At 61.3% G+C, this 6,262-nt stretch carries 7 protein-coding genes; 6 read left to right on the top strand and 1 reads right to left on the bottom strand.

The window, feature by feature from the left end; all coding sequences use genetic code 11:
* From WBA38_RS09755 to WBA38_RS09745, 3 genes are all read left to right on the top strand, one after another.
* Positions 1-455: DUF4185 domain-containing protein (locus WBA38_RS09755; protein ID WP_424322580.1), on the top strand; the 455-nt coding region annotated here is incomplete at its 5' end.
* A gap of 1,064 nt (positions 456-1,519) precedes the next feature.
* Positions 1,520-2,992, top strand: a complete 1,473-nt coding sequence (locus WBA38_RS09750) for an alpha/beta hydrolase (protein WP_424322579.1) — start codon at positions 1,520-1,522, stop codon at positions 2,990-2,992.
* 98 nt (positions 2,993-3,090) lie between these two features.
* Positions 3,091-3,552 (top strand): LppA family lipoprotein, encoded by a 462-nt coding sequence (locus tag WBA38_RS09745; RefSeq protein WP_424293530.1) that lies wholly within the window; start codon positions 3,091-3,093, stop codon positions 3,550-3,552.
* On the opposite strand, the gene WBA38_RS09740 is transcribed toward WBA38_RS09745, so the two are convergent.
* Positions 3,549-4,364: a hypothetical protein gene (locus WBA38_RS09740; protein ID WP_424322578.1), complete on the bottom strand. Its 816-nt coding sequence runs from the start codon at positions 4,362-4,364 to the stop codon at positions 3,549-3,551. The genes WBA38_RS09745 and WBA38_RS09740 overlap by 4 nt on opposite strands.
* A 21-nt stretch (positions 4,365-4,385) precedes the next feature.
* Between WBA38_RS09740 and WBA38_RS09735 the strand changes: the two genes are divergently transcribed.
* The 3 genes from WBA38_RS09735 (at position 4,386) to WBA38_RS09725 (ending at position 6,224) form a co-directional block, all read left to right on the top strand.
* Positions 4,386-4,601 (top strand): hypothetical protein, encoded by a 216-nt coding sequence (locus WBA38_RS09735; protein ID WP_424293532.1) that lies wholly within the window; start codon positions 4,386-4,388, stop codon positions 4,599-4,601.
* A gap of 76 nt (positions 4,602-4,677) precedes the next feature.
* Positions 4,678-5,025, top strand: a complete 348-nt coding sequence (locus tag WBA38_RS09730; protein ID WP_424293533.1) for a hypothetical protein — start codon at positions 4,678-4,680, stop codon at positions 5,023-5,025.
* A complete protein-coding gene (locus WBA38_RS09725; protein WP_424293534.1) occupies positions 5,025-6,224 on the top strand; it encodes a hypothetical protein in 1,200 nt (399 codons plus the stop codon). Before WBA38_RS09730 ends, WBA38_RS09725 begins: the two co-directional genes overlap by 1 nt.
* The last annotated feature ends 38 nt before the right edge of the window (positions 6,225-6,262 follow it).

Below are 6,262 nucleotides of genomic sequence, written 5' to 3'. Positions count from 1 at the left end.
CGATCGTTTCCGGTGGTGTTGGTGAGGTGTCGGTGCAGTACAACTCGTCGCTGCGTCAGTGGCTGATGATTTCGACCGACGTGTTCCATAACGGCATTGTGCTGCGTCAGGCAAACAACCCGATGGGTCCGTGGACCGATGCACGCGTGATCGCTTCGGGTAAGAACTACCCGTCGATTTACGGTGCGAACATTCACCCGTCGAGCACCGGTAATGATTTGTTCTTCACGATGTCGCAGTGGTCGAGTTACAACGTGTACTTGATGCATACGACGGTGACGCGTCAGGGCGTTCCGGGTCCTCGCCCGGGTAGCCCCGCCATCCCGTTGCCGGGTGGTCAGGGCTTGCCTGGCGGACCTGCACCGGACCTGCCGGCTCCGACGTTCGATCTCCGCCTGCCGGACTCGATGGGCGGCGGCACACCGAACCCGAAGGCACCGAACAAGCCGAGCTAGGATCGGGGCCGCCTGCTCGTTTGCCTCGAGGGAGCAGTTCCCTCGATGGATTGGTTCTAGTCGGCCAGAGTAGATGAAACGGAGTCGTGGTCGATTGTTATCGAATGGTGCCTTGTGTCGTCGTACCCGCCTTTCGGTGTTTAGGAAGCGAACATTGATTACTGACTTCAGTGGTGTCGGGTTTCGGGCTCTGAAGGCGGCGTTGGTTTCGACGGTTCTTCTGCTCTTGGCGACTGGATGTGCACCACAGCCTCATGCTGCCGATGAAGGGGCTACCTCGCAAGCTTCAAATGACTGGCCTGTGCCGTACTTTAACTGGGATCAACGGGGATCGGTCGTGGACCTGTCTTCCCAGGCTGGGGCTGTGGTGCGGGCGTCTATGGAGTCGTACTATCTTTTGGGTTCTGCGGAGAATGAGTCGAGAGCTTTAGCTTCCGTTTATCCCGGATTTGAGGCGGCGGTAAGAGATGGTGAGACTGACATTGATTGGTTTCCCATTGCGGCATATCGCTATGAAGGAGTTATTGCACTCTCGGTGCAGGGGGTTGAACAATTGAGTGAGGGTGTCTCGAGCTATCTTGTGTGCATCGATACAAGGTATGTGAGTTTCAACTCCGGACCTCTTACGGCTCCTAGGCCTAATGCGCGGGCATTTACAGTCAAGCTGTTGCCGGGGCAGTTTGAGGCGCGTTCAACAACAGGGTCTGGGAGGCGACCTTCGACGAACATCTTTGGCGATTGGACTGTCGAGTCCATCGCAACGCTCTCTGGGCGGAACGATCTGAGGAATCGTTGCAAGGCTTGGGCCTCGGATGTTGATCTGACCGGAATCGAGAACAGTAAACGCGTGATTCCTGGATGGCCGCTGGCAGATGCATTCCAATAGGCTGGCCATAGTTAGATGACAGGACTTGGTCGATCCGGCGCGTCCGATCTGAGCCGAGTGCCAACGCGTCTGGCGGTCTGGCTCCTGAGAGCCGTTCCCGTGCAGTAGATTCCACATCGGATTCGTCCGCCGGACGTCGCCTCGTCATTCAGTTCACTATTACTCCGGGGAGTAACCATTGGCTGGTCCGGAGCAGCAGAAGACTCTGCCGCCAACAACGCAGGCGTCGCCGACCACCACGGCACCTGCTCCGACGTCCATTTCGCCGACGACGGATCGCGAGCCACCAAGTGCAAACCCCGCGAAGCCTGGCGACCCGCGGAACCAGCCAACCGCACCTCCCGAGCGTGCACCGAACGGGACGCCAGGTTTTGGGGATATCCCGATGTGCGCGATCCCGGAGCAGAAGCCGACACTCGTTGGAAACCCGAAGCCGGAGAAGCCGACAGTCGACGTCACCGCGTCGGAACCGCCGGCCGAGCTGTCGGGAGAACCTGACGCGGTCGCGAATTGGTGGAAGCAACTGCCCAGCGAAGAGCGGGACAAGATCGTGAAGGAGCGGCCCGAGTGGGTCGGCAACGTCGACGGCGTCGCAGCCACGGACCGTGATCGTGCCAACCGGGCACAGATTCCCATCGAACGAGCCAGGCTGGAAAACGAACGCGACCAGCTTCAACAGAATCTCGACGACAACTTATTCGGCGGAACATTCACCAACGACGATGCGAAGAAGTGGTACGTCGAGGAGAAGTTGAACGACCTCGACACCATCGAGAGCGTCTTCGCCAAGGGCACTCCGGACGCACCCCGCTTGCTGTTGCTATTGGATATGAAGTCGGGCGAACGCGGCCACGCGGCCGTCGCCGTCGGTAACCCCGACACCGCAGACCACGTCTCGGTGACTACCCCAGGCTTGGGCACGACCATCAACAATGCACTTGACGGCGGCCGCCGGTATGACGGGATGGCTGGCGAAGCTGAGATGCTGCGGACGGAGACCGGTCGGCAACTCGATTTGGCCGACCGCGGGTATGAAACAGTGGCGACAATCGCGTGGCTTGGGTATGACGCACCGAACGCGACTGGGCCGGGGAATCTCGATGCCGTGAGGGGCGGCGTCGATGTGGGAAGCGCCAGCAAGGCCAATGCGACGGCACCAATTCTGGCGAGATTCTTCAACGGGCTCGATGCGGCTTCCGTCAAAGAGGATCCACACATCGTCGCCTATGGGCATTCGTACGGGTCGCTGGTCACTGCCGAGGCACTGCGGAAGACCGGTGGTTCGGTGGACGAGGCAGTCTTCTACGGGTCGCCGGGACTCGGCGGTGACCCGGTTAACCTGCACCCCTACCAACCGAGTGACTTCAATCTGACGCGCGGACAAATGTATCTGCTGGAGAACGGCGGAGACCCAGTCGCCGACTTTGGCCGCTTCGGCGCCGACCCATCCATGTTTGGTGACTTCACCCGAATGTCCACCCATGCGGGGACCGACAAAACCAACGTTCCACGTATCGGCGGTACCGGGCACTCTGACTACCTGCGACCTGGCTATGGTTCAGATGGTCAGACACCCGAACTCCGGATGGCCGCATACAACATGGCGGCCGTCCTCGGGGCCCTGTCCAGCAACGTTATCGAGGGAGACTAGTTTTGCGCCGAGTTGCAACGATCGTCACAGTCGGCTTCCTGGCTTGGGTCATGGCAGCCTGCTCGATGTTCACACCGAGTTCAACCGAAGGATCGGACATGACAAGCAACGACTCCTGGCGTCAGCTCGATCATCCCGAGACGGCCGAAGCGCTGCTGGTCCGACTCAAGGGAACGGTGGAAGAGATCGGCCGGATCGTTGCCAGCCATGCGCCCGCGATGGCTCCGTTTCGCTGGTCGACCACGGCGGGTCGGCAAGGCGGCTTGGCTGGCTGTGGGGACTTGTCGAAGGACAAAGAATTCAATGGGGCTTTCCCGTCTACGGGTGCGTACCTGTCCGACAGTCCGATTCCGGACAGCGCTTGGCCTGCAGCACTGACCGAGGTCACTGAGCTACTGGCACGTGATTACGGTGCGGTCCCGGATTTGGTGCCGCAGAATTCACCGGGCAAACACGATGTGAGGTTCGCCAGTCCCGATGGTTTCGCGTTCGCTTTTGGATCCCAGGTGGCAACGTCGATCGACGGTTCGGGACCATGCCGTCGCAAAGCCGAGGTTTAGTCCCGCGGCGCGTAGGCGGCGCGGCCAGCAACAATCGCTGCTCGGGTAACGGACAGATCCCCGGAGTCGAAGTCGATGCCAACAGCATTGATCGGGAGATTCCACGTCCCGTCCGGATTAACCCTGATGCCAAGACCCATGGTGGGAGTGTGGATTCCATAGTTCACAGCAACGCCCTCGCCGACGTCGCTAAACGGGTGAGCGACGGTGAGAGTCCCCGCCCTCAGGTAGGGCGTTAACGGATTGGCGACCGAAAAGAGCCACGGCGGAGAGGTAGGTGAGGAGGTGACCGCAACAACCAACGACGCTGCAGACAGCGCCGGAGCCATGAGCGTGTCAGCGATGGGCGGCGCGACATCCATCACGAGCCCGCGGTGGCGCCGCTTAAGTGCATTGAGTGCGGGCGAGAACTCAGCGGGCGCAAGGTGTCCGGCATAAGCCTGCAAGGACACCAATGGCGTGCCGGTCGCGGTTGCAGTGTCGACATAACCATCAACGGCACGACGCTCGCGAAGAGAATCGGCATCGGCGGCGAGGCGCGCGAGATGCCCGCTGGTGCTGCCACCGAGTAGTTGAGTGAGCGTCCGCAGCGGAGAGGGGTCAACGGCGACCACCGGTTCGGTGAGCAAACGGGTGCCAGCGAGCGCAATCAGCGCGGCGACGACCGAAGTTGGGGCATTCTCGTCGAGTGGAACCACCGCGACGTGACGGGGTCGCCACGTGGACCGGTCCGTTTCACGTTCCAATTGGACAGCGGCGCGAACGGTGGGGGAGAGTACCGAAAGCGGGCCCGCATGGGATGACGAACTCATGCAGACGATCTTAGGGGAGACATGGCGGGAGACCAGCAACGCCGCATCGTGATCCAGACTCACGTGCTCCGAGCGGCGGCAGCCGAGCGGGCAGCACGACACGGCAGCGGCGAAGCACGTTCGGCAGCACCGTTCGTGAAGCTACTGCTGATCGCGGTAGCGATTGCGTTCGTCATCCTTACCGGCGTAATCGTCGCCGATATGATCGTGGATCTTCTGTCATCTGGTCGACGGTAGTCAGGATTCTCGCCTAAACCGGCCATAGTAGAGTTTCGTCCGGATACTGGCATCGCTGATCAGGGGAAGGTGGGGCATGGCCGACGTTCGAGTAAACGAACTCGACCTGGAAACGCTGTCGCATTCGTTAGACGAGGCGATGCAGTTCGCCGTCGACGTGATCGGGTGCCTGTCCCAAAGTGGCGATCACGGAAGCCGACAAGGCCTCGCAATTGTCGAAGCGATCGGACAGTTGGATATGGCACTCCTGCCCGCTTTGGTGAACGTCATTCAGAGCATCAACAGCCACAGTGCCAGTGCCCTCGAACTGGCAAAGATTGTGTCGACGACGGAGTCCGGTGTGGTCAGCAACGTGCGCGCGGCGCACGGACGCGCCGAGTCGGAGCTCGGAGCGGCAGACCAGGTGACGGGAGTTCGGCTCTAATGCCAGTCCCACCACCCGAGCCCTTCGTGCCCTTCCGCTATTCGATCGACGGGCAACCCGCATCAATCGGGGCGTCGCACGCAGAATGGACCCGTGCGGCCCAGCACCTGCACCAATTGGCCGCTGACATGATGACCAGTGTCAACAGCGTCCGGTTCGAAGGACCGGAGGCACAGCTGTGGCGCGAGAGAGTCCAGTTGAAGGCCGAAGCGCTCACCGAAGCTGCGACGGGAATCCAAACCGCAGGCGAAGGCCTCGGAGACTGGGGTCGAGCGCTCGCTGCGGCTCAGCAGCGGATGCTTCCAGTCGAAGCCGCAGCGCAATTGGCCCACACCAATGTAGTTAGAGCGTTCACTCGCGTGAACACCGCCGAATCAGTTTTTGCCGCAGCAGAAGTAGGGTTGGCGGCGGCGGAGGCGGAACTTTCCGCAGCCACAGCCGCGGCGGCGGCTTCGCTTGGCACAGGTACCGCCGCAGTGGCCGCTGCGTCGGCGCACGTCGCGCAAGCCACAGCCGAGTTCACTCGGGCAGCCACCGAAGTCGGTGCCGCCCTCGCGGACCACGCTGGATGGTTCGGAAAATGGAATGCCGCGAACACCGAAGCCGATGCGATCCAAGGAGAATTGGGAGCCGACGCAGCCACGGCGTCGAGCACGGTGCAACGTGGTAACGCGCGCGAGGCCAACGTCCAAGGACTGCTGACCCAATCAAATCCCGGCCAACACCAAGCACAGAGTGCATTTAGCCAAGCGCAGTCGACCGCAGGACAAGTCCAAAGTGCGGTCAGCGAGGTTCAGAATGCGGTGAGTTCGGCGCCGCAATCGACCGGCGGGCCGGACTCGGGCAGCAACCAGAATGACTCGGCAGGAGATGACGAGTCCGCAGGGGCCGACGACCAACCGTCGAGCCAGCAGTCGCAACCCGATGCAACGACAGACACGTCGAGTGATCAAAACCAAGGTGGCGTGGGCGCGGGAGCGGCCGGTGCCGCTGGCGGGGCCGCCGCTGGGGCCAAGGCTGGCAAGGACAAGCAGAAGTCCTCGAAGGTGGGAGAGCCAGAACCCGCGGACGAAGACGATGAAGACCAGCCCGAGATGCAAGACGACCAGGAAGATGATGATTCGATCCTGGACAACCTTTCGATCGGGGAACTTGGAGAGCTCCTGGCGGAACAACTCGTCGGATCGGTTCTGAAATGATGAGCCAGTTAGGCCTCCGGAATGTCTACCTCAGGCAT

The organism is Gordonia sp. (in: high G+C Gram-positive bacteria), assembly GCF_049647785.1.
In the GTDB taxonomy this organism is placed as follows: Bacteria; Actinomycetota; Actinomycetes; order Mycobacteriales; family Mycobacteriaceae; genus Gordonia.
Note: the sequence above shows the minus strand (reverse complement) of the source record. Positions and strands in the feature narration are given on the sequence as shown.